25 protein-coding genes and 2 pseudogenes are annotated in these 20,546 nt (G+C 54.4%); 11 read left to right on the top strand and 16 right to left on the bottom strand.

Annotation, left to right across the window (positions count from 1 at the left end; translation table 11 throughout):
- Positions 1-189 precede the first annotated feature (189 nt).
- Entirely contained in the window at positions 190-1,614 is a 1,425-nt protein-coding gene (locus FD737_RS13495) for a GGDEF domain-containing protein (protein ID WP_160833714.1), read from the top strand.
- Positions 1,615-1,837: 223 nt separating this feature from the next.
- Here the strand turns inward: FD737_RS13495 and ddlA are convergent, their stop codons facing one another.
- Positions 1,838-2,932 (bottom strand): D-alanine--D-alanine ligase, encoded by a 1,095-nt coding sequence (gene ddlA, locus FD737_RS13490; RefSeq protein WP_160833713.1) that lies wholly within the window; start codon positions 2,930-2,932, stop codon positions 1,838-1,840.
- A 400-nt stretch (positions 2,933-3,332) separates the two neighbouring features.
- Here ddlA and FD737_RS13485 point away from each other — a divergent pair, with 400 nt between their 5' ends.
- Entirely contained in the window at positions 3,333-4,037 is a 705-nt protein-coding gene (locus FD737_RS13485) for an MgtC/SapB family protein (protein ID WP_034828565.1), read from the top strand.
- A 295-nt stretch (positions 4,038-4,332) separates the two neighbouring features.
- On the opposite strand, the pseudogene FD737_RS13480 reads toward FD737_RS13485, so the two are convergent.
- Positions 4,333-5,478, bottom strand: a pseudogene (locus tag FD737_RS13480) (IS3 family transposase).
- A 117-nt stretch (positions 5,479-5,595) separates the two neighbouring features.
- Positions 5,596-6,034 (bottom strand): annotated as a pseudogene (gene umuD, locus FD737_RS13475) (translesion error-prone DNA polymerase V autoproteolytic subunit).
- A 99-nt stretch (positions 6,035-6,133) separates the two neighbouring features.
- Between umuD and FD737_RS13470 the strand changes: the two are divergent.
- Positions 6,134-6,499 (top strand): hypothetical protein, encoded by a 366-nt coding sequence (locus tag FD737_RS13470; RefSeq protein WP_160833712.1) that lies wholly within the window; start codon positions 6,134-6,136, stop codon positions 6,497-6,499.
- 89 nt (positions 6,500-6,588) lie between these two features.
- On the opposite strand, the gene FD737_RS13465 is transcribed toward FD737_RS13470, so the two are convergent.
- From FD737_RS13465 to FD737_RS13435, 8 genes are all read right to left on the bottom strand, one after another.
- Entirely contained in the window at positions 6,589-6,843 is a 255-nt protein-coding gene (locus tag FD737_RS13465; protein ID WP_160833711.1) for a biofilm development regulator YmgB/AriR family protein, read from the bottom strand.
- Positions 6,844-6,941: 98 nt separating this feature from the next.
- A complete protein-coding gene (locus FD737_RS23745) occupies positions 6,942-7,214 on the bottom strand; it encodes a hypothetical protein (RefSeq protein WP_097118180.1) in 273 nt (90 codons plus the stop codon).
- 143 nt (positions 7,215-7,357) lie between these two features.
- The gene (gene ycgZ, locus FD737_RS13460) at positions 7,358-7,609 is read right to left on the bottom strand and encodes a regulatory protein YcgZ (protein WP_160833710.1); all 252 of its coding nucleotides are present in this window, start codon (positions 7,607-7,609) and stop codon (positions 7,358-7,360) included.
- Positions 7,610-7,903: 294 nt separating this feature from the next.
- The gene (locus FD737_RS13455; protein WP_160833709.1) at positions 7,904-8,161 is read right to left on the bottom strand and encodes a hypothetical protein; all 258 of its coding nucleotides are present in this window, start codon (positions 8,159-8,161) and stop codon (positions 7,904-7,906) included.
- A gap of 248 nt (positions 8,162-8,409) precedes the next feature.
- The gene (locus FD737_RS13450; protein ID WP_160833708.1) at positions 8,410-8,646 is read right to left on the bottom strand and encodes a DUF2171 domain-containing protein; all 237 of its coding nucleotides are present in this window, start codon (positions 8,644-8,646) and stop codon (positions 8,410-8,412) included.
- 1,377 nt (positions 8,647-10,023) lie between these two features.
- Entirely contained in the window at positions 10,024-10,281 is a 258-nt protein-coding gene (locus FD737_RS13445) for a hypothetical protein (protein ID WP_097118175.1), read from the bottom strand.
- A gap of 911 nt (positions 10,282-11,192) precedes the next feature.
- On the bottom strand, positions 11,193-11,369 hold the full coding sequence (locus tag FD737_RS13440) for a DUF3606 domain-containing protein (RefSeq protein ID WP_160833707.1): 177 nt from the start codon (positions 11,367-11,369) through the stop codon (positions 11,193-11,195).
- Positions 11,370-11,822: 453 nt separating this feature from the next.
- On the bottom strand, positions 11,823-12,329 hold the full coding sequence (locus FD737_RS13435; protein WP_160833706.1) for a DinB family protein: 507 nt from the start codon (positions 12,327-12,329) through the stop codon (positions 11,823-11,825).
- Positions 12,330-13,594: 1,265 nt separating this feature from the next.
- Between FD737_RS13435 and FD737_RS13430 the strand changes: the two genes are divergently transcribed.
- Positions 13,595-13,909: a hypothetical protein gene (locus FD737_RS13430; protein ID WP_160833705.1), complete on the top strand. Its 315-nt coding sequence runs from the start codon at positions 13,595-13,597 to the stop codon at positions 13,907-13,909.
- Here FD737_RS13430 and FD737_RS13425 read toward each other — a convergent pair.
- Positions 13,899-14,138, bottom strand: a complete 240-nt coding sequence (locus tag FD737_RS13425) for a hypothetical protein (RefSeq protein WP_160833704.1) — start codon at positions 14,136-14,138, stop codon at positions 13,899-13,901. The two genes, FD737_RS13430 and FD737_RS13425, sit on opposite strands and share 11 nt — an antisense overlap.
- A gap of 161 nt (positions 14,139-14,299) precedes the next feature.
- Here FD737_RS13425 and FD737_RS13420 point away from each other — a divergent pair, with 161 nt between their 5' ends.
- The 6 genes from FD737_RS13420 (at position 14,300) to FD737_RS13400 (ending at position 17,423) form a co-directional block, all read left to right on the top strand.
- Positions 14,300-14,947: a hypothetical protein gene (locus FD737_RS13420; RefSeq protein WP_141399013.1), complete on the top strand. Its 648-nt coding sequence runs from the start codon at positions 14,300-14,302 to the stop codon at positions 14,945-14,947.
- Between the two features lie 264 nt (positions 14,948-15,211).
- The gene (locus FD737_RS13415) at positions 15,212-15,394 is read left to right on the top strand and encodes a general stress protein (RefSeq protein WP_097118170.1); all 183 of its coding nucleotides are present in this window, start codon (positions 15,212-15,214) and stop codon (positions 15,392-15,394) included.
- Positions 15,395-15,870: 476 nt separating this feature from the next.
- Complete coding sequence (locus tag FD737_RS23740) at positions 15,871-16,125, top strand: hypothetical protein (protein WP_202403685.1); 255 nt, start codon at positions 15,871-15,873, stop codon at positions 16,123-16,125.
- Positions 16,126-16,404: 279 nt separating this feature from the next.
- Positions 16,405-16,647, top strand: coding sequence for a regulatory protein YcgZ (gene ycgZ / locus FD737_RS13410; protein WP_160833703.1), 243 nt, complete (start codon positions 16,405-16,407; stop codon positions 16,645-16,647).
- Between the two features lie 103 nt (positions 16,648-16,750).
- Complete coding sequence (locus FD737_RS13405) at positions 16,751-17,023, top strand: hypothetical protein (RefSeq protein ID WP_097118168.1); 273 nt, start codon at positions 16,751-16,753, stop codon at positions 17,021-17,023.
- Between the two features lie 133 nt (positions 17,024-17,156).
- Complete coding sequence (locus FD737_RS13400) at positions 17,157-17,423, top strand: biofilm/acid-resistance regulator YmgB/AriR (protein WP_097118167.1); 267 nt, start codon at positions 17,157-17,159, stop codon at positions 17,421-17,423.
- Positions 17,424-17,641: 218 nt separating this feature from the next.
- On the opposite strand, the gene FD737_RS13395 is transcribed toward FD737_RS13400, so the two are convergent.
- The 3 genes from FD737_RS13395 to FD737_RS13385 form a co-directional block, all read right to left on the bottom strand.
- Positions 17,642-17,839, bottom strand: a complete 198-nt coding sequence (locus FD737_RS13395; RefSeq protein ID WP_097118166.1) for a hypothetical protein — start codon at positions 17,837-17,839, stop codon at positions 17,642-17,644.
- Positions 17,840-17,920: 81 nt separating this feature from the next.
- The gene (locus tag FD737_RS13390; protein WP_160833702.1) at positions 17,921-18,181 is read right to left on the bottom strand and encodes a hypothetical protein; all 261 of its coding nucleotides are present in this window, start codon (positions 18,179-18,181) and stop codon (positions 17,921-17,923) included.
- Between the two features lie 144 nt (positions 18,182-18,325).
- Positions 18,326-18,631: a hypothetical protein gene (locus FD737_RS13385; protein WP_176505757.1), complete on the bottom strand. Its 306-nt coding sequence runs from the start codon at positions 18,629-18,631 to the stop codon at positions 18,326-18,328.
- Positions 18,632-18,858: 227 nt separating this feature from the next.
- Between FD737_RS13385 and FD737_RS13380 the strand changes: the two genes are divergently transcribed.
- A complete protein-coding gene (locus FD737_RS13380) occupies positions 18,859-19,161 on the top strand; it encodes a hypothetical protein (protein ID WP_052127596.1) in 303 nt (100 codons plus the stop codon).
- 39 nt (positions 19,162-19,200) lie between these two features.
- Here the strand turns inward: FD737_RS13380 and FD737_RS13375 are convergent, their stop codons facing one another.
- Positions 19,201-20,361 carry a diguanylate phosphodiesterase gene (locus tag FD737_RS13375; protein ID WP_160833701.1) on the bottom strand — a complete coding sequence of 387 codons (1,161 nt, stop codon included), beginning with the start codon at positions 20,359-20,361 and terminating at the stop codon, positions 19,201-19,203.
- Between the last annotated feature and the right edge of the window lie 185 nt (positions 20,362-20,546).

The following is a 20,546-nucleotide window of genomic DNA, read 5'->3' as shown; positions in this document are numbered from 1 at the left end:
TTCTCGGGTTTCAACCCTGCTCGCGCGCTCGCATCTCGCCGATCCGGCGCATTGAGTGCCGCCCAGTCGCAGAGTAGGATGACGAACACTCACTTAATTGCCGAATCATCGCACAGTTATTTCAGGTTAAATGCTTGCTGATGCCCGTGGGCAAGAGGCAGCGATTTCCAGGTTACAGGGTTCAGACGTATGCGCGTTAAGCTGTTTGCTGAGAATAATTTAAAAAAGAATGCACTCTCGCTGTTCCTGATTACGCTTTTCTTCTGCTTTATTGGCAGTCATCTGCGCATTCCGGAGGAGTTCTCCCTGTTTTGGCCGGTGAACGCGCTGATTGCCGGTTTAATGGTGCGAAATCCTTTCCTGCATACCACGTCCAGCTATCTGGTGTGCTTTGCCGCGATGATATTTAACGACACAGTGTTCTCCGGCTGGGCGCTGCCTGCGGTGACCGTGAATTTCGCCAATATCCTGTTTATCCTCGTTTCGGTCAGCATGTTGATCAAGCACCTGCAGCCGCCTTCGGCCAACAGCCAGGTGTTCAACGCCATGCGCATCTTCCCGGCCTGTTTCCTCGGTGCCGCCGCCTGTGCCACCTGGGGCGCGTGGGCGCAGGATGTCGATTTCAACGCGCGCTTTGCGGTGGCGTGGGGCGACTGGTTTAGCGAGCAATTCTCGACTTCCCTGATGCTGTTGCCGGTGATGCTGGCGCGCTCCTTGCGTAACGTTTCACCGCGCACCTTATTGCATCCGGGCAAGCTGTTGCCGCTGGCGGCAGTGGTGCTGTCACTGACCATGGGGGCGATGATTGGCGGGGCAGGTAGCATAACCTTCCCGGTGCCGGCGCTGATCTGGTGCGCCATCGTGTTACCGATTCCTGTTACAAGCCTGGTGATCCTGATTACCGGCATCACTGAGATCGTTCTCGTTTCCCACGGCGTAATGAATATTCAGGGCGATGACGCACTGCTGCCTATCAGCCATCTCACCTCGGCGCGACTGGGTGTGGCAACGGTGGCACTCAGCCCGCTGCTGGTGGCAGTGAGTATGGATGCGATCCGCCAGCTCAATCATCGCCTGGCGTTGCGGGCGAACTTCGATTTCCTCACCCAGTTGCTGTCGCGTTCTGGCCTGTATGAAAGCCTGAAACAGGAGCCATTTTCCTTACAGCGTGAAGCGGGCGTGGTGATGCTGGATGTCGACTATTTCAAAGCGATTAACGACAACTTTGGCCACGATGCCGGTGATGGCGTGCTGGAAGAGATTGCGCGCCGCATGCAACGCGTGGTGGGCAATCGCGGCATGGTGTGTCGCTTTGGTGGCGAAGAGTTTGTGGTGGTGGTGTTCGACTACAGCCATCTGCAACTTTACCAGCTGGCCGAAGCGATTCGTCAGGCGATGGTCAAAGAGAAGTTCTGGATTCAGGGCAACACGGTGACGGTCACCGCCAGTTTAGGCCTGGCGCGCGGCAGTGCGCAGAGTGAGCGGGAATGGCCGGGCGTGATTAACCGTCTGGTGTCGGCAGCGGATAAAAATCTCTACCTCTCGAAACGCAATGGCCGTAACCAAACCTCTCCGGCGATGGAGCCGCGCAGCATGGTGAATGACGTGGCGTGAAGTGCGTGATGGTCGCCATGAGTGGCGACCATAGGATGGCTTGATGCTGGGTTGTTTTGGTCGCCGTGAATGGCGACCTTACGATGGCTTGGTGCTGGTTTTTTCGGTCGCCATTGATGACAACCTCACAACTGCCTGACGCTAATTTGTTTCGATCGCCATCAATGACAAACCTGTTTAACCGTTGTAGGGTGCGCATTCATGGGCACCCGGAACGTGAAGATTAAACGCTGCTTTTTAGCTTGCTGCTCTGCTGATGGCGTTGCTGCGCCAGCTCAATCAAGCGCGTAATCAAATCGCTGTAGCTTAATCCTGCCGCCTGCCACAACTTCGGATACATGCTGATATTGGTAAAGCCCGGCAGAGTATTCACCTCGTTCACCACGATCTCGCCGCTCTCGGTCAGGAACACATCAACGCGTGCCATACCAAAGCACTCCAGCGCCTGGAACGCGCGAATCGCCACGGCCCGAATTGCTTCGCTGGCTTGCTCGCTGATGGCGGCGGGCACCACTACTTGTGCACCGTCGGCGCTGATGTATTTGGTGTCGTACGAGTAGAAGGCATCATGCACCACCACTTCGCCACACGGGCTGGCTTCGGGTTCATCGTTGCCCAGCACCGCACACTCAATCTCGCGGCCTTTGATGCCTTGCTCGATCAGCACTTTGCGATCAAAGGTAAAGGCCAGATCCAGCGCCGCCGCCAGATCGTCAATATGATCCACTTTGCTGACACCGACAGACGATCCCTGATTGGCGGGCTTGATAAACAGCGGTAATCCGAACTGATCGATCACGGCTTGCGCATCCAAACGCGCACGCTGTGCCTGCGTCACGCTGATCCACGGCGCGACTTTTAAGCCTGCATCGCGCAGCAAACGCTTGGTGAAATCTTTGTCCATGCTCACCGCTGAGCCCAGCACATCCGATCCGACAAACGGCAGGTTCGCCATGCGCAACAAGCCCTGCAGCGATCCATCTTCACCCAGGGTGCCGTGCACGATCGGGAAGATCACATCCAGCTGTGACAACGGCTGTGCCTGCTGACGAGTGATCAACTGCTGTGAAGCACTGCCTGGCACCAGCGCGACGTTTTCGCCGGAGCGATTCAGGGCAATCAACGCCGGATTATCGGCATTGAGCAGGAAACCGGAAGCATCATTCAGATGCCATTCACCCTGTTTATCGATGCCCAGCAGCACCACCTCGTATTTGCTCTTATCGATGGCTTCGAGGATGTTTTTCGCTGATTGTAACGACACTTCATGCTCGGCCGATTTGCCACCAAACACGATTCCTACACGTTGTTTTGCCATTGGTCTTGATCCGATTGCGGTATAGCGAGTGGGTAAGATAGCACGGTGATAAAAGGCATCAACAGGTTGGGGATTCCGATAGCGAAGTCTTTAACCCAACCTAAACGAAAGCGCTATTTGGAGTAGCCATAACAGGATACGAGGTTTAGAATCCCGGCGAATTTTTACCCAAGAGGATAACTGCATTGGACACCTGTCCCGAACGATTACAAAAGGTCCCTGCGGTAAGATAGCCCTCAACGCTGTCTTAACCGTGCGTTAAGACGGTGGATTTCCTTCCAGAATCTCCCCCTGTTTTTTTGCGTGATGCTGCTGAGTTTTAGCGGTAGCGGCACCGGCTGTAATCCATTTATTACCCCCTGAAGTTCCGCCTGCCTGAAGCAGCGGAGTGAGGTTTATGATGGATTGGAAAATCTTTTTACTGCGCGTCACTGTCGCGCTGGTTCTGGGCGCGCTGATTGGCAGCGAGCGCCAGCTTCGCCAACGTATGACCGGTTTGCGCACTAATGCGCTGGTCAGCACTGGCGCCTGTTTATTTGTTTTGATGACGCAAAGCGTACCCGGCATCGCCACCGATGCCTCACGCGTAGCGGCCTATGTGGTCTCTGGCATCGGCTTTCTCGGCGGTGGGGTGATCATGCGCGACGGCCTTAACGTGCGCGGCCTGAATACCGCCGCAACGCTGTGGTGCACCGCCGCCGTGGGCGTTTTGTGCAGCATGGGATTGCTGCTGGAAGCGGCGATTGGCTGCATGGTGATTCTTTGCGCCAATATTCTGCTGCGCGATTTGGCGCAGGGGATTAATCGCCAGAGCCTGGTGCCTGCGGAAGAAGTGGTGCAGCACTACAAAGTGCAGATTATCTGTCTGGCACAAGATGAAGTGCAGGTGCGCAGCCTGATGCTGCACAGCCTTGGCGGCAGCGGATTGCGCCTGCAATCACTGCACAGCGAGGATATGAATCCGCCACATCGCATGGAGGTGAATGCGGAAGTGCTGGGAAAACCGAGCATGACTGATCAGCTGGAGAGTCTGGTGGGACGGATTAGCCTGGAGAAGGGCGTGAGTTCGGTGCGGTGGCAGGTTTGTGGGTTGGAAGGGGAGTGATGGATTAGGTTAAGACTTTCAGGCCTTATCAAGTTGAGTGGCGCTATCATTGATGATTTGGGTTGGATGTTAAAAGCGAGTGCTGACAGATGGTGTTGGAAACATTCAATACCATCTGTTGTATTTGATGTAGATGAAGGAAACAACGATCACCAAGGATATGCTAAGGAAGGCTGCGTAATTTGGCATAAAGCGGACAAAAATGTAGATCCCTGCTACAACAGCTGCGAGGGGAATGAGGTAGATAAGTGACTGAAGTAACCATAGAAGTGCTCTCTGAATCGCCACAGATAATCTAGACACTTCTGAGCCGTTGATAATATAGGTTTTCATATTCAGCCGGTGGCATCTGCTCGCTCGAACCATGCCGACGTTTACTGTTATAAAACATTTCGATGTAATCAAAAATATCGCTTCTGGCTTCGTCTCTCGTTCCGTAGATCTTTTTCTTAATCCGTTCGCGTTTCAGTAGCTGGAAAAAGCTTTCCGCAACCGCGTTGTCGTGGCAGTTACCGCGACGACTCATGCTGCCTTCCAGACCGTGTGATTTCAGGAACGACTGCCACTCATGGCTCGTGTACTGACTGCCCTGATCAGAATGAACCAATACCTGTTTTTGAGGATTACGCCTCCACACCGCCATAAGTAACGCGTTCAGGACAATCTCTTGTCATGCGGGGTTGCATTGACCAGCCGATAACTTTTCGGGAAAACAGGTCAACCACCACGGCCAGATACAGCCAGCCTTCGTGGGTTCGGATGTAGGTTATGTCCGTCACCCAACGCTCATCCGGTGAGTCCGGATTGAACTGTCGCTGAAGCCTGTTGGGTACCACGATGCTGGCTTCGCCTTTACGTGCCCGTGGGCTACGGTACCCAACCTGAGCTTTTATTCCGGCACGCTTCATCAGCCGCCAGACTCGGTTCACTCCGCACTGCTGCCCGTTATCACGCAGATCGAGATGGATCTTGCGATAACCATAGACGCAGCCAGATTCAAGCCAGAACTGTTTGATCTGCCCGGCCAGCATCTGGTCTGCCTGGTAACGTTGTGAATGTGGCTGCTGAAGCCAGAAATAAAATCCACTTGGATGGACATCCAGAACCCGACACAGCAAACGAACAGGCCAGCAACGGCTGTTGTCGCGGATAAAGGCGTACCTCAGTCGGACAGCTTTGCGAAGTACGCCGCGGCTTTTTTTAATATATCCCGTTCGTCGGTCACCCGCTTCAGCTCTTTCTGAAGACGGCGGATCTCGTCCTGAGCATCTGACTGTGCATTATGAGTGGAAGAATCAGGAGCATACTTCTTTATCCAGGCGTAAAGGCTGTGGGTGGTGATATCGAGACGTGTTGCAACACTGGAAACAGAATGACCACGATCAACAACCTGTTTGACTGCTTCAATTTTAAACTCTTCAGGATAACGCTTACCGCTCATGGGCACCTCTCTTTAAGTCATCTTAAATGACTCTGAGGTGTCTGTTAAATCCGTGGCGATTCACCTCACAGCTGGCGTAAAACGAGTTCACGTCTGCCAGGCCAAACATTGGCATCGTTACCTCCGACGCGCACGCGTGCTGTTGAACCACCAGGTGACCACGCCGAGCAGCTGCAACTCTTCCGGATAAATCACCTGGTAGGCCGGATTCATCGGTAGCAGCGCGAGCCGGGGCTGCAGCTGCAGGCGTTTAACCGTAAATTCACCTTCCACCTCAGCGATAACAATGTCACGGTGCGACGCCTCCTCGGCCCGGTCAACCACCATGACGTCGCCGTCATAAAGCCCAGGGCCCTCCATGCTGCTGCCGCTGGCGCGCACGAAGAACGTGGAGGCGCGCCGGCGGATGCAGAGCTCGTTCAGGTCCAGCTCTTTTTCGACATAATCTGGCGGCGGGGGAGGGGAACCCTGCCGCACACGGCTCGGCATAGAGTGGCACGCGCACGCGCGGTGTGAAAACGGGGAGCCAGAGCAGCGTCAGGCCAGAGCTGTACACTGCCGGTTTTACTGGAAACTCCTAGCAGACTTTGCGGGGTTAAGGGTGTGTGCTGTACGTAAATAACGCATAAATCCTCCTCTTAATAATACTGTGTTTATGTACAATATTATTGAGCGGCATTTTTCTGGCAAGAGAAAGCCTGACGCGCTGTCAGGGAATAGCGTTTATCTGGCTGAGGCGGCAGCAAAAATATTATTTCAGGCAGGATCCCTTCACAGGGCTTATGATGATATCGGGTCAGGTGCCGCGGGGAGGCGCCTCCTGACTGTACACAGACAGCCCGGCGTTCCGCCGCCGGGCTTCATTCTGCCGCACTGCCGGTTTAAGTTCATCGCCAGCCTCCCACAGCGGCTGAATCCACTGATTGAAGCCTCGGTGTTGAAGGGGGATCGTTCGGGCCCGGCCTGGTACGAAGCAGTGCGCTTCGCATTCACCCCGTTCATTCTGCTCACGTTCGCCTGAGCACTCTGGCACCAGACGAAAAAAAGCCTGCAGAGCAGGCTGTTGTCAGACGGTTGAAGCGTTTCGGGCGTTAAATGCGGCAGGGTTAACTATTCATCATCAATGTCGTGCGGATAGCCCACCACGATCTCAAGCGCACCGCGCAGGACGTCAAGCCTGACTACGTCTGAAGTAATCTCCAGCTCCGCTATAAGGGCTAGGATGATGTCTTTTCGCAGCACGCGTCCACCCCGGGCTCTGAGGCCTTCGAGTACGGCGCAGATAACTTCTGTTTCAGGGGCCAGCTGGTCGCCACGTTCACTGAGCGCCCGCAGGATGTCTTGTTCTGTTGTGTTCTGTTGCATAACCCATCGTCCGGGATAAACAAGGTTGAGGTCGCCAGTGACGACCCGTTTCTGCAGGCTCCATCCTGCCTCCGCGGCCTGACGGAGAATGCTGGTATTCAGTGCTGACGGGTGCCCGGAGGCGGCCTGTCTTCGGTCAGGAACAGCAGTTCGGGATTCAGCAGCAGGCGCGTCGCCGGCAATGCGGCAATAACTTCATCCAGCGCCATCCGGAGTGCTTCAGCCCTTTCCGGGCGGGTCTCGCCGGCCGCCATCTCCATCAGCCTGACCGCCAGCGTTGTACCGGACACCGGCGCGTTCTCGCTGAGCAATCCGGCCACAGCCTCACCAATAGCAATATCCATTATTTTTTCGCTTTTATTTCTGTACATACCGCTTTCCGGGTGTCAGTAGAGGGGCACCTTCCTGTACCGGCCGCCGCTTACGCGGCTGGCTGATGTTCAATCCGGTCAGGCCGCACCGGATTTGATATCCACAATGAAATGAAACCTGCGGTCACTGCAGCAGATGGGCTTCAGACCGCCTGCTCGCGGCCAAAAAGCAGGCCGATTAGCGTACGGTAGTGCTGCTCTTCTTCCGCTCCGCCCGCCAGCTCCAGCCGGCGAACCAGTTTCGCGCAGATGGCCGGCCGGTTCAGGGCGGCGCCGCTGCGAAGAATTTCAACCACAATCTGCCCCAGCGTTTCCTGCTGCGAGGGAAGCTTTGCTTCGGTAAAGTAACGGGCAATGTCTCCCGCAGTTTCAGGTTTAAGGCTGTTCTGGCGCATGATTATTCTCTCGTAAAAGGGACGGTTAAAATGTGTTCGGGTGCTGATGCGCGGAAAGTTATACAAAAAAATAAAAGCTGTACAGATATATGTTGCAGGATGTGATGCTTTTTTTTTGCAAAAAATGCTTATGCTTATAATACAGAAGGGTATAGGACGGGATGCGTAGCTGAAGTGGTGCGGAGGTGTCGTCCCTGACAGTTTCTCCGGCCGGCACGCGCAGAGCGCGCCCGATACGAGGCTGGTCTTTCATCGTCGTGTCACGGCCGGAGCCGGTCTACGTTCCTGGTTGTGTTATCCGTCGTTTTCCTGGCCCGTCATCGTCATCCAGTGCAGCTCGGCCTGCTCACGACTGCTGTACTTTCGAAAACCCTGGAGCCAGCGTCTGGCGTCAAAGATTTCCGCAAGCTTCGCGTCGCTGACGTCACCTTCAGCCATTACGGAGAGCTCCTTTATAAGGGACTCCACCGAAATGTCCTGGCCGGCGACCGCCAGGCTGACCGCTGCCTCTCCGATAATGATATGGCCTTTCTCATCGTCGTGATAAAACACAGCAAATCCTCCTTTTCGGGAAAATAACAACCTCAGGATTCACTGTAGACGCAACTGCTGCATTCACCAGAAGAAAAATCTGTCATATGGACAAAAAATAAAATATTGGTTTCAGATGGCGGATTTTACGGGAGTACATCAGAATATAAATGCGTGAGAAAAAATGATGTGTTCAGTACCAGGGGATTTTGCAGTAATAACTATAAAGCGTTAAAAGTTTGCCGCGGCGTTCTGCCGCGGCGGTTTGCTTAGAAGGCCTGCCACTCGCTCTCGACTTCATCCTTGGATTTGGAAAGAATCACTTTATTGTCATCCACTTCCTTCACCCAGCTGAAAGGAATGATGTGGTGCTGGCCACCGGCTTCCGGGTCACTTTTTGCCAGTTTGATTTTGTCATCGCCTTCAAAATGGTCAACGATACCCACATGCTCACCGTTAACGTCCACTACCTGGGCATGGTCCAGAACTTCTGATTTATCAACCATAGTTAATCCTTAGTTTGGTCTGCTCTTAGTGAGTTTTACCCGCCAACCTGACGGATACACACTACAAACTGTAGGTTATTTATCTGCATTATTTTTAAAACTAACAAATTGAAACATCCGGCCGGGCATCTGAAGGGACTTTTTTGCATGGAAAACGCGGGGTGTAAAAGCGCAGAGTAACGGTCATTAAGGGATGAAATGTCGGATTTATTTTGCGGATTTATTTGACAGCCGGTACGTACAGACCATGATTATTGCACTGTGTCTTTAGATCCAGTAATGGTTAGGTGAATCGTTGAATTATTCCCGGGTCCGCCCCGGGCTTTTTCAAAAACATATCCCGTACTCATCCCCTTTACCTCCATGCCAGTAACAGAGTTTCAACCGGCATCTTCCCGGTCAGGAAGAACCATTGAGACGGCAGGCCTTGCCTGAATAAAGCGGTACAAATCTGCCCGGGTAAGCGTATAAGACATTCTAAAATCTTACCGGAAGACAAACTTTTCTATGTCCTGACATATTACTCTGTTAAAGCCCGCTATAATGACACGGCAAGCTCGGTGTCAGGATGACGCCACACTGGTTCCAGATGGCCCGGATTTATTCCGGGCCTTTCTGTTTCTGCAGCCTGCTATCCCACTTTCGCCACACCTTAATCTCACCTCTGTCCCCCAGTGTGAGTTTTGCAGCGGATTTCTCACAATCTGTGGTACAGATCTTGTGCAGCTGCCGATGTCCTCTTATGCTCGGGCTATCACCCTCACGGACCCCTGGGCTCTATGGATGGCCGCACCTCGCCCGGCCGCTTTCTGGCCTACCTGCTCGCTGAACATGACATGACGATAAAATCACTTTGTCTGAAATCCGGTCTGGCACAGCGGGATGTCTGGTCACTGCTGTGCGATAGTAAGCCGGGACGCCGGCCATCGCAGAGAAACTTGGGCGCGTGTTTTACTCGCCCGGATTCTGGAGCATCAGGCAGGCCATGTGGCAGCTGTGGCGGGAAGGCGTTTCGCTACCCGTAGACCGCGATACCTGAACGCGGTGAGTATGCTAAATTTTCCAGTGCCGGTACGGAATTTCTCACCCCGATTTCACCAGGGCGATTAATAAACTGTAACCGTACCGGCACCTCGCCCTGTTAAATCAGACGCTTCCTGGCAAATAAAAACGCGTCGGGCGCTATTCTTATCGCGTGTGTTATTCCTCGTGCCAACACCAGTGTGACGTATTGCAATAGCTGACATACTCTCAGGATCCAACATCACCGGCCTCAGACCGGAAGTGCTCACTCCTGTTGCTCCCGGGCCAGCCGCCCGGGATTTTTTTATTCGCTGTTTCCTGTTCTTCGTTCACGGTCAGTTCACGCTGGCCCGGTCAGATTTCCGTACTGACGCTTTCCGTCATCTCGCCAAGGAGCTGTAGCAGACGTTCTGCGCTCAGCTGCTGAGTTCTGAGTGCGGGCATCATACCGGTAAGCGAAAGCGTCACCGTTGCCAGGGCCACCGCGCGTTTAATCACTTCTGCATTTTCATAGCTTTTATACGTACGCAGGCTCACGCCTAGCTCTGCCGCCGCGCGCTCCCGGCTCCAGAGCATACTCCTGCGCCACAGCCTAAGATGCCATCCTGTCATGTGCTCTCCTTTTGAAAGAACCTGAAAAAGTGCAATTACTGCACTTTCTATTGTGCCCCAACTATGGTGTTTCACTGTCCCGATGACCGTCCGGAAAACCCTGTATGAACTGTCATGTGCGAAGTATGCGTGGGAGCAGCGTGCCGGAAATTCCCGCTATGACGGCACTCAGGCAGAGCGCTTTCAGCAGCAGGGGGGATTCTTCTTAGCCCGAATAAAATAACCGCGTTACCCGAACTCAGAGACAGGGGGTATGTTCACGCATGATATGCGACGCGGTCGTATCCCCTCAGCGCTGCACCTGTGGCTTCTCTCATCAACATAGTCGGTAGGGTTATTTTTTCCGCAAAAAACAGCTGATATTGTGTCCCGGTTCCAGCCATTGATACGACGGCTGTCAGCCTGCCCGAAAAGACCTGAATCAGGCTGACGATTGAGATTGCTTTTATCGAAACGTAATCAATTTCAGTTAGCTGCCATGTCTGCAGGTATGGTTGTCCTGGCGGTGCACTTTGAATCCTTAGAAATGCATTTGCTTCCGGAAGAATGCTGATTTCGACGTATGATATGTCGAGGGGGGAATTTAAAGACGTCCATTGTGAATATAATGGCCCCCATTGAACCATAGATGCAGGATGGCCGTAAGAAATTACAGAGTCGACTGAAACCTGAGTTGAGGGTGCCCACCATTCTGGCCTGCAGGGTTGAGCACAAAGAGGAAGTAGCGTTGTGGTTAAACTGTTATTTCAGAGTTCTCTGTTTCTGATCCAACTTCCGACTAATGCCCTTACAGCCAGCCTGACTTAATACGAAGAGCGTGTCACCGGAACTGTCCGGGTACAGTCACGCTGCACTCACAGGCAGCCCGATATAAATAAAAAACCCACCGGGAGGTGGGTAAGTCAGAAAGCTCAGTGTAGGAGATAGCGCTTAACGGTTTCCGGGTCTGTGCCCACCGTTTTAAGTGCTTTCACCAGCTTATCCTGCGTAGTCTGTAAAGTGAGCATCCAGTATGTAATCTGCCATTGTTCATTTACCACAATGATCTTTTTATCTTCCGGCTCGCGGCGGTGAAAAATATAACTCATCAAAACCCCGGATTAAGGACAAAACGGTTTATTTGCTGTGTGACGCAGACGAAGAATGGCACTGAAACTGAGGGGATTAAAATTGAAATGACTGACCGTAATGAGCAAAAATTTTTATCAAAAAAAAGCCCACTTAATGAGTATCAGTGGGCCTGTTTTGTTCACCGCGGAACAACGCTCTCTCGCAGAGGTGGGGTTAAGCACTGCTAATGTCGCACACCAATCTAACATCGCATTGCCTAATCCGTAACCCTATAATTTACAAAGATTGTTATTTAAGATTAGGCCGCTTTCCTTCGGAATGTTCTCATCCGGAAACCCCCAGATGTAAGTCCGATAACTTTTCTGCTGAAATTTCATCAGCAATTGATTAGCAGGCCTCATGCCTTATTTCGCCCGATTTTGTCGATACGGCCGGATTTGCGGCAAAACTTTGGGATTATCGCCATTCCTTCAGCCCCTTGTGTCGAAAGACGTCAGCTGTTTACGCAGAAAATGTGACACCACGTCCTGAGGGGGCTGAATGCCACACGCTTTGATAAGCCAGCTCACCGCGCCGCGGTGTCGCGTACCATGCAGTATCACCTGCTCGATAAGGCTGAGGGGGCTTGTCTGCGCCATCTTTTCGTCTCTGCGCTGATAAATGATGGGGCGATCCCAGGCTTCCGCCGTCATGCCGGCCGCATATTCAATGAACCAGCCGGAGCAGGCCAGCATGCACGGCACCAGGACTGCCTGCTCAGGCGGCCTGCGCGGTCTGATATTCGGCCGGGATGGCGCTTCCCCCTTCAGGTTGGCACGAATGAGCATGCCAGTGGCGTGCATGTGGTACATGAGCCTGAGCATTTCCCGGTGTTCAGCGCGGAAACGGCGCGCGTCCGTTTCGGCAATGGCGCTGAGCATCCCGGCATCCATCCAGTGCTTATATCTCAGTAACGTCAGGGCGGTAACTCTTTGCATAATTTTTCCAGAGCGTCAGCACGTCCGGCATAGCGGTATCGTTAAGTACGCATTTAATTAATCCGGTGTGGACTGAGACTGACAATCCGGAGCTTATCGCTGCCAGTCTTTTCTGCGGCAGAAGGGTTACAGGCTGAGAATTCACATTCACACCTTAATGCAATGCACCGGATATACCTTCCATACCGGCGGCGGGGAAGGGTGATGCCTCCGGTAAGTGCCTGCAGGTGAGTTAGGGCGTTGAGGCGCATCAGAGTGTAGTCGCCTGAGGGGATCTCGACAGCCCGGTGAAAAAAAATCTGCCGGGGTCAGGTATTCACAGCTAAGGTCCGACCACGAGTAACGTACTGCCTGATTGTACGGGTGTGAATAAAACAGCTCCTTGTGACGGTGAGTCATGAAATCTGCGCACAAAGTCTGCCGGGCGGGGCTACTTATTGTGGTTGGCTCTCGGTGCTATTCGTTCAGGATATTGCGTACAGGGTTCGAAGTTTTAAAAAAGAATGTATTGCATACATTCATAAGGCCGGGTAAGCCTGCTGCATGTTGAAAGAAAATATTCCATGCGCATTTGCCAAGAACATGATTTATCGAAAAATTTTGACACGCCTTCTATTCTGTCTATAGTTATTCCCGGTCCGGAACTCCTCCGGATTTGGGTTTAATGGAAACTGAATCTTTTTCCCGAGTACCGTCCCGGGATTTTTTTCCAGACCTGGCGATTTGTCCAGATTTTTCGCTTCGCAGCTGTCCGGAAGCAGGGGCCAGTGCGGAACACTGGTAGTGCCGAGGTGATATTATCTGGCTTCAGAACAAGTGCTTACTGGTCCGAAATGGGCTGGTTTTTCCGCTTCCCCCCTATTGACCTGACTAATCAGAACAACCTGGCCGCCATCGGGCTTTTTCTCAGCATAATCATTTCAGTTAATTCCTTCTCTTTGTCAGTCAATTGGCGAGCATTGTTAACCAGAATCACATTCTCCCAAATGTATCCGGTAGTTTTATGAAAAATAAATTCATGTTTTTTGATTCAATGGGTGCAGCAGTAGATAACGTCCTGCTTCACTATTTTTTGTGATGTCAGAAAACAAAGCCGACTGGCTGATATGCTCTGAACACGGTGAATCCCTCTATGCGACGGGGCCAGGCTACACAGGTACAGCAGGAACAAAAGCGCGATTCAGGTGGTAGCCTTTCTGAATCACCGGGAGGCACCCGGCACCGTAACTTTTACTGAAGAATGAAGAGGCGCTACGGAGGTGGCCATGCTCTGGATGGAACAGGGGCTGTATCTCAGGGTGGAAGAACTGCCCGGCGGGCCGCGGCCGCTGCCGCTGCTGAGCGGGTTCAGCCTCACGACGGCCTACAGGGCGCTGGGATGCTTTAATCCTTCGGAAACGTCTGACGCGTATTTCATTCTTTCCAACGACCGCGACGAGGTCTGGTTTATCTGTAACCGGCATCTGCGAACCGTTGTTATGCGCCATGACTGCACGGCATTCCGTTTGCCGCTCTCTTCCCTGGACGAACGTTTCGTGACCGGTGAACTCCCGGTGTTACCCCTCAGGCTCAGCGATTAAACAGCATTCTGAGAAGAACCTTCAGGTGTTCTCTCTCGGCCTCATCGTCGGCACCGTCGAGGCACCCTATTAGTTTCAGGCACAAGGCGGTGCGCGTCAGCCGCCGCTCCTGACGCAGGATTTCAACGGTGATGCGGCCCAGCAGCTCAATCTGGCAGGGGTGAGTGACCTGGCTGAAATAGCCGGTCAATCCGGCTTCTTTTTCCGGTGGTAGTCCGTACTGTCGCATCAAATACCCGTGCGTAGTGAATGAGGTCGGGCGCAAAGTAACCGATGCACAGGCGCGTGTACAGCAGTAATCCTGCGGTGCTCTATCTTTTAAACAGCACCACCCATTATTGCAGACAATTCAGCGGTATAAATTAACGCTCCGGTTATCAGGGAGGCTAAGTGAATAGAAAAGTAACGGCGGACGACAGCATGCCCATTACCCTGCCCGACACCAGCTTCAGCCAGGTGCTGAATCCGGAAGACACCAACCGGGCCGATACCCGCGCCTTTCTTGCCCGCGACGCAGAGCCTTTTACGCTGCCCGGGTTTGTGACGCCGTTTGGCTACACCCTCTGGCAGAACAGAGCAGAGCGACAGTTCAGGCTGGTCACGCAGGAGCGTGATCCGGAGACCGTTTATGCGGTGCGGCTGGAGGAAACCGAAGACTTCACCTCGCCGGAGCGCGCCTGCATACAGGTTATGGTATGGCGCACCCGCCAGCCTCAGCATGAGGGGGCGGTGCACGGCCTGGCGCGGCGTTTTTTCTGCCATTTTCTGCATCGCTGGTCGATCATCATTACCGACAGTGCGCAGACCAACGCGGCAAAAGTGATGTGGGAGGGGATGGTGGCCTGGGCGCTGCGCGACCCGGAGCACTACGTATACGTGTGGGACGGCACAGGTGAATCGGGCTGTCTGCACCCGGTGCGCAGCTGGCTGGCGTTCTGCGGTCACTGGGCCGCCTTCTGCTGGGGCGCGGAGCCTGAAAGCCATCTGCGGCGACGGGTTGTCATCAGCACGCACCCCCTGAACGCTGCGCAGAAGTAATATGAATGCGGCACGGCACGCCTGCAGAACAACTCTCCACCGGAGGGATGTCACGCGCCGTTCCGCACACACAGCCTGGCGCATATCGCTGAAGTCGCAAGCGTGAGGGTCCAGCGGGCCCGCATTTCAGGTTCAGCCACCCAGTATTGCGTGTCCGCCATCATGGTCCTGAAAAAAAGTTTCCTGAAGGCGGGCAGCCCTGTACAGACGTGCCACAATATAACTTCATGAAATACAGGACATCTTTTAACTGAGGAAGACATCATGACAACAGCAAGACGCGGGGGAGCCGGAAACTTCGCGGCCGACCCGGCACGCGCCTCTGAAGCGGGCAGCAAAGGCGGCGCCGTCAGCGGCGGTAACTTCAAAAACTGTCCCGATCGCGCGCGCGAGGCCGGTCGTAAAGGCGGACTTATCAGCCGGCGGAGCCCAAAACCTGAAGTTTAAATAAAACCACACGGACGCGCGCCGGAAGTAAATTTAATCCCGGCGCGCTTAATTAGGAAATATGCATTTCCAAATTATATCTGAGGTTGAAGTAGAATAATCAACCGAGCTTACCCCCCTGATTTTTCTGATATATGGCGCATATTAATAGCCAGTAACCTGCTGGCTTATCATCCATATTTATCAGGCCGTGTTAAGTCCTCTTCTGAGATTAAATCCCGAAACATTCACATGCTCAGGCTGCATCTCAGGATGAAAACGATTTCAGACTACACATAAGTTTTATTCAGTATTTTCCGATATTTACCTCTGATAATCTGTCATGCATCTGAATTCAGGGTGTTTTTTATTGCTGTGCGGCTGAGCGTAATTCTGACTGACGGGATAATGCGCGGAAAGTATTTAAACGGAACCGGTTTTCAGTCCGTTAAGTGACTACACTGAAATACCGTAATAAAGCGGAGGGAGAGCAAAGCATGCCTGATAATGACCATGACCAGAACCAAATGATTATTGGCGAAGCGGCAGTTCATCTGGCGATGAATAATGCGGACATTACCGTTGGCTCGCTTATCCGCGAGCTGGCTGAGATGGCCGCTGCAGAGGAAAATCCTGCGCGCTGCGTGCAGATAAGAGGGGCGAAACGCTGGCTCCGCAGGTTTGAGTCATTACCGGGCAACCGGGACGAGCTGAGATGGATTACCGCATCAGGCCGCGGCTCAGCGCACTGAAGGCATCCCCCGCCTGTTCGGATGATACCGGGCAGGCTTCTTCCCTGTACCCCGGCCCCTGAGCTGAGCATGCTGTTCTGACTGTTGTACAACCCCTTCGTTAACCCGCTCATCATTCGCGCGCTGATACTCACCTAAGTTACTGTTTAGTAACATCTAGCACTTTTTGCACAAAAATATAAGCTGTACAACAACACAATTGCTGTACAAGTTTGATTTAGTTGTATAACTTTACGGTCAGACAGAGCCGACTACATTTTAACCACTGAGAGGTTCACCATGCGTCAGAGCAATACGAGATTCCCGGATTCCGCCAGCGACATTGCGCATTACTTTAGCAAGGCATCGGCGCCGACCCAGCAGGAAACGCTGGGGCAGATTGTCGTTGAAATCCTGCGCGCAGGCAAGAACCTTAACCGTAAGGCCATCTGCACCAAGCTGTTATGTCGCCTTGAAGTGGCATCCAGCCTGGAAGAAGAGCGTCATTACCAGACGCTTATCGGTATGTTGTTCGAGCGTTAAGTTTCAGTTTCCATGTAAAAACGCCCCGCAGCATGCATACAAGGGCCGTCCGGACTGGGCGACCGGCACTTTGTCCGGATGACAGGCACCATAAGGCGCGGGTATGCAAAGAAGTAAATCAGAAAGACTGGTCGATATAGTTTTGGGTGATGCTGTCATAACTATGCTTGACAGCGGCGATGACATTGGCGCCGTCAGGCTGATTGGCGTGCTTAAGTCCATGACAAAGATCGAGCAGAACGCCGAACGACTGGAAGCAATTATGATGGCTATTCATGAAGTTGAAGCTACTCTTCCTCAAGTAAGCAGCAGCCGTGATGCAGCAATTCTGGCTTTTAATGCTGAGCCCGCACCTGACAATGGTCGCAAGCACTGAACCTCAGCAGAGATTTCCGTTTCAGACGGAAAGTGGCAGGACGCCCGCAGGATGCGGCTACCGGAGGGTGGCCGTTTTTATTTCAGGCACTGAGCCTGGCCACTTTTGCCCGCAGGGCCTGACGGATAACACTATGCAGCTTAACGAACATCACACCACCACCGAAGCCGATATCATCCAGCACTTCCGCAGCGGCGGCGACGCGCTGGCCGCCGAGACCGCCGTGCTGGACGCCGTCATCCGCGACATCGTTATTCACGGCAAAAAGGTCACCAGCAAAGCGATCATTCTTTATCTTATCGCCGAGCTGGAGAGCACTTCAGACGTGGTCGAGCTTGACGTGCTGCGCAGCGCCCTGGAAATCGTGGTGGGCAAAACGCCTGACGACGAAGGCTTCTGATATTAATTCTACTGCGCAGTATGCGCAGATGCCACAGCAGCCGGAGAGTCAAATCCCCCTTTTGAGGCCCATACGGAGCAGCTCACGGCGGCGGCGAGGGTAACGGCAATCCAGACTTTCACAGGCATCTCCCGGTTTAAACAATTTCACATTTATCAGTGTGGCACCTCACCGTCATTGCGCGAGGAGTGATCGTCAGAACGGGAGTAGTCTGAAGGTCAGTGCATCTGCTGAGCCAGCAGCCTGACGGCGCGTTCGCAGCTTTCGCGCATCCCGGCAGTGCCTGCCGCTTCGCCCATGCTGTGCAGGGCGCTGGTGATTTCGTGAAGGGTGAGGTACTGGTCCGGCTTAAGAAGGCGCGCCACGACCGTTCCGATAACGGCGTAGATATCTTCGGCGGTGGTGTCATCGTTCATATGACCTCCGTCCGTAAGGTGGATAAGTATACAGTATATCAGAAAGGCGACCCCGGGGATACGGCAGCGCCCCGGGCGACTTCAGTGAAGCTTCTGCGCTGACATACCGTCAGTGCCGTGCACCCCGGTCTTTTCAGCGGCGCGAATCTGCATTTCCCGCCGCACCTCTTCAATGGCACGCAGCCCTGCGCGAACGCGGTCTTCATCCGTTTCATGCTCAATCGCCGCCCGCAGGCGGTCCGTCAGGACGGCCCAGCTGATGGCGATGTCCTCTTCCAGCAGCGCGGTGACGGCCTCGCCAATCATGATGTCGGCCATTTTTTCTTCAAAGTCATTTTTCATGGGGTTTTCCGGCGGCAGGTTTCGGGCGCAGAGCTTACCACAGCGCAGCGGGTCCGGACATTAACGGGGGAGAAGAACCTGTAGAAAACTTTTGCGCTGCAGCGTCAGCGCTGTCCGGCAGAGGTATGCTGTCCTGAAAATACCTTACTCCGGCGCCGGTAATTTCTTTCTGCGGCCGCGCTGCTTTGCTGCGGGCGGGGCGGTTTCCGCCACCGGAGAAGGCTTCTCCAGGCGGTACAGGCAGACGTCGCCGCGCTCCGCCAGACTCGCCGGCCAGATCATGGCCGCGTTCCCGTCCTCCACATACAGCTCGCCCAGCGGCTGTACCACGGCCCAGGGCGCGCCCAGCGTGCGGCGCAGCTGCAGGATCTCCTGCGCCATCGCGACGGCCTCCGCGTCATGGCTGTCCGGATCGCCGGCGATGTGACGGAGCCTGTTTTCGCTGAGCATGGTTGCCTCTCCTGTGTGTTATTGCCTGTTGCACTGATAGCCCACCGGCAGATTGCCGGATATCTCCTGCTGGCGCATGCTGCAGTTATCTCCGGTGCTGAAAACAGGGAGATTACGAAACCTTTACGCTTAATAACTCGCTGACGGCTTGCAGAGTCCGCAACCCATTCTACACTGGGCGGACCAGTGAAAAGAGTACCGATTTTAAAACAATAAGAGGAAAAAAAATGATTTTAAGTGAGTTTATGCTGAAGGTGAACCGCTGGCCTGACATGCATTTCACAGCAATTGAAAGCGAGCAGCGCGAGGCCGTCATCGAGATTTATGCCCTCGACTTCTCAAACCAGACCAAAAGCCGGCTGCTGATTTACCGCACGCCGGACGCGCAGCATGCGGCGGCCATGATGACGCATTTCCGCACCTGGCTTGAAAAGGCCAACCGCGGCAGAACCCTGCGGCAGGAAAAGGCTGATGTGCCCGCGGCCGTTATGGCCACGCAGCTTCCGCCTCACCGTGCCGCGTCCTGTTAATCATACGGGGCCCGGGGGCCCCTGTTCTGTTCCTGCGCCTCAGACGGCCTCGCGGGTTTCCGGCCAGGCCACGGCCGCCCCCTCTGCGGTGAACAGCGCGCCCTGGAAATCAGTGACCCCTGCCGCCTCCAGCCACATCCACTCTTCCGGCTGCTCGATGCCCGCCGCGATGACGTTAATCTCCAGCGCAGAACAGCAGCGCAGCACCGCGTGCACCACCGCCTGGCGGGGTCCGCTGCGGTGAATATTGCGCACGATCGCGGCCCCGATGCGTACGCGGTCCGGCTGGACGTGCGCCAGCAGAGACAGCCCGGCGGAGCCGTCACCGAAGTTATCGACAGAGAGGCTGATGCCGGCCTGCTTCAGCTGCCGCACCGCTGCGGAAAATGCTTCCAGCTGAGAAATCACCTCCGTCTCGCTGACGCCCAGTATGATTTGCTGCGGCACCAGTTCAGCGCTGTCGATGGCGCGGACAATCCGACCAACGGCATCCGGAACGGATACCAGCGTCCCGGGCAGAATGCTGAGGTAGAGCATCATGTCGTCAGGGCATGACCTGCCGGCTCTGTGCAGCGCCCCGGTGACCGCAGCGAGATTATGTACGTACATCGCATCGCCGGAGAGCCCCTCCGGCGCATCATCGGGTATGGCCTCAAGGGCCGTGACCTCACGGCCGAGCGGGTCGACCACCGGGCGGAAGGTCACGCCCGCGGCGGGGGCCGGTGACCCGTTCTCATCCGGCACAAAGTCCCAGTAGTCGGCGGGCAGAACCTCAAAGTAGTTTTCTTTCTCCCGGGCCTCCACGAAAGTTCGCAGAAACTGCAGGCCGCGATCGTCATAGGTCAGGCGGTACTTAGAGGTGCCGCGGTCAAGCACCGCCTGCAGCACGCTGCCGCGGGGGTGTTGGCGCAGATCGAACAGCTCCATGCCGTGGTTGCCGAAGCGCCGCGACGGCGAGTAGTCGCGCATCAGCTCAACCACGTTGTGATGGCGCCGGTCGGCGCAGATGCGGCCGTAGATGTCCAGCACGCCCTGTTCCGGGCCCTCCAGGATCTGGAAGAAGTGCGTGCCGTTAAACAGTAGGATGCCCGTCACCTGATGGCGGGCGTTGAGCAGGCTGGCCTTCTTCACCATGTCCGGCAGAATGCTGACGGGCACGTCATCGGCCAGGTGGCTCCGGTAAATTATGGTTGTAAGCATTTCAGGCTCCGTATTGCCGCAGATTGTCACGGGCACCATAGCAGCCGGCCGCGCTTTCTCAAACCGGACCGGTAGCCGGGTCTGGCTCGTACCGGAGCTTTACGGGTCAGCGCAGGCTGCACCGCGCAGAGGTATCAGCGGGCAGGTATCAGAATGCTACCAGTGAAACCTCAGAAAGAACGGTG

Source organism: Pantoea sp. Seng (assembly GCF_009829935.1).
Taxonomy (GTDB): Bacteria; Pseudomonadota; Gammaproteobacteria; order Enterobacterales; family Enterobacteriaceae; genus Pantoea; species Pantoea communis.
Note: the sequence above shows the minus strand (reverse complement) of the source record. Positions and strands in the feature narration are given on the sequence as shown.

What these genes read in the sequence shown, in the direction of transcription:
- FD737_RS13495 (WP_160833714.1), top strand. Translation starts at nt 190, where the DNA reads ATGCGCGTTAAGCTGTTTGCTGAGAATAATTTAAAAAAGAATGCACTC.
- ddlA (WP_160833713.1), bottom strand. Translation starts at nt 2,932, where the DNA reads ATGGCAAAACAACGTGTAGGAATCGTGTTTGGTGGCAAATCGGCCGAG.
- FD737_RS13485 (WP_034828565.1), top strand. Translation starts at nt 3,333, where the DNA reads ATGGATTGGAAAATCTTTTTACTGCGCGTCACTGTCGCGCTGGTTCTG.
- FD737_RS13470 (WP_160833712.1), top strand. Translation starts at nt 6,134, where the DNA reads ATGTACAATATTATTGAGCGGCATTTTTCTGGCAAGAGAAAGCCTGAC.
- FD737_RS13465 (WP_160833711.1), bottom strand. Translation starts at nt 6,843, where the DNA reads ATGCAACAGAACACAACAGAACAAGACATCCTGCGGGCGCTCAGTGAA.
- FD737_RS23745 (WP_097118180.1), bottom strand. Translation starts at nt 7,214, where the DNA reads ATGTACAGAAATAAAAGCGAAAAAATAATGGATATTGCTATTGGTGAG.
- ycgZ (WP_160833710.1), bottom strand. Translation starts at nt 7,609, where the DNA reads ATGCGCCAGAACAGCCTTAAACCTGAAACTGCGGGAGACATTGCCCGT.
- FD737_RS13450 (WP_160833708.1), bottom strand. Translation starts at nt 8,646, where the DNA reads ATGGTTGATAAATCAGAAGTTCTGGACCATGCCCAGGTAGTGGACGTT.
- FD737_RS13445 (WP_097118175.1), bottom strand. Translation starts at nt 10,281, where the DNA reads ATGACAGGATGGCATCTTAGGCTGTGGCGCAGGAGTATGCTCTGGAGC.
- FD737_RS13440 (WP_160833707.1), bottom strand. Translation starts at nt 11,369, where the DNA reads ATGAGTTATATTTTTCACCGCCGCGAGCCGGAAGATAAAAAGATCATT.
- FD737_RS13435 (WP_160833706.1), bottom strand. Translation starts at nt 12,329, where the DNA reads ATGCAAAGAGTTACCGCCCTGACGTTACTGAGATATAAGCACTGGATG.
- FD737_RS13430 (WP_160833705.1), top strand. Translation starts at nt 13,595, where the DNA reads ATGCTCTGGATGGAACAGGGGCTGTATCTCAGGGTGGAAGAACTGCCC.
- FD737_RS13425 (WP_160833704.1), bottom strand. Translation starts at nt 14,138, where the DNA reads ATGCGACAGTACGGACTACCACCGGAAAAAGAAGCCGGATTGACCGGC.
- FD737_RS13415 (WP_097118170.1), top strand. Translation starts at nt 15,212, where the DNA reads ATGACAACAGCAAGACGCGGGGGAGCCGGAAACTTCGCGGCCGACCCG.
- FD737_RS23740 (WP_202403685.1), top strand. Translation starts at nt 15,871, where the DNA reads ATGCCTGATAATGACCATGACCAGAACCAAATGATTATTGGCGAAGCG.
- ycgZ (WP_160833703.1), top strand. Translation starts at nt 16,405, where the DNA reads ATGCGTCAGAGCAATACGAGATTCCCGGATTCCGCCAGCGACATTGCG.
- FD737_RS13405 (WP_097118168.1), top strand. Translation starts at nt 16,751, where the DNA reads ATGCAAAGAAGTAAATCAGAAAGACTGGTCGATATAGTTTTGGGTGAT.
- FD737_RS13400 (WP_097118167.1), top strand. Translation starts at nt 17,157, where the DNA reads ATGCAGCTTAACGAACATCACACCACCACCGAAGCCGATATCATCCAG.
- FD737_RS13395 (WP_097118166.1), bottom strand. Translation starts at nt 17,839, where the DNA reads ATGAACGATGACACCACCGCCGAAGATATCTACGCCGTTATCGGAACG.
- FD737_RS13390 (WP_160833702.1), bottom strand. Translation starts at nt 18,181, where the DNA reads ATGAAAAATGACTTTGAAGAAAAAATGGCCGACATCATGATTGGCGAG.
- FD737_RS13385 (WP_176505757.1), bottom strand. Translation starts at nt 18,631, where the DNA reads ATGCTCAGCGAAAACAGGCTCCGTCACATCGCCGGCGATCCGGACAGC.
- FD737_RS13380 (WP_052127596.1), top strand. Translation starts at nt 18,859, where the DNA reads ATGATTTTAAGTGAGTTTATGCTGAAGGTGAACCGCTGGCCTGACATG.
- FD737_RS13375 (WP_160833701.1), bottom strand. Translation starts at nt 20,361, where the DNA reads ATGCTTACAACCATAATTTACCGGAGCCACCTGGCCGATGACGTGCCC.